Source organism: Mesobacillus subterraneus, from assembly GCF_000934845.1.
Taxonomy (GTDB): domain Bacteria; phylum Bacillota; class Bacilli; order Bacillales; family Cytobacillaceae; genus Mesobacillus; species Mesobacillus stamsii.
Genome location: NZ_JXIQ01000178.1, coordinates 1 through 280, shown reverse-complemented (window position 1 = coordinate 280; position 280 = coordinate 1). Strand labels below are relative to the sequence as shown.

Sequence of the window (280 nt, the reverse complement as noted above, 5' to 3'; positions counted from 1 at the left end):
CACGGAAGTTAAGTTTCTCAGCGCCGATGGTAGTTGGGGGTTTCCCCCTGTGAGAGTAGGACGCCGCCAGGCATATATATATGTGGAGGATTAGCTCAGCTGGGAGAGCATCTGCCTTACAAGCAGAGGGTCGGCGGTTCGATCCCGTCATCCTCCATCAAGATTTTTTCGCGTTAGCGAAAATAATCTTCCTTAACTTTTCGCGATGTGAAAATATCTTCCTTAATGTTTTTCGCACTATTGAAAATAGTTTCTTTAATAACGCCGGTGTAGCTCAATT

General features: G+C 45.4%; 1 tRNA gene and 1 rRNA gene. Both read left to right on the top strand.

Annotated elements, in window-relative coordinates:
• A 5S ribosomal RNA gene (gene rrf / locus UB32_RS20900) occupies positions 1 to 72 on the top strand; the annotation flags it as partial.
• A gap of 12 nt (positions 73 to 84) precedes the next feature.
• A tRNA-Val gene (locus UB32_RS16975) sits at positions 85 to 157 on the top strand.
• Positions 158 to 280: the final 123 nt, after the last annotated feature.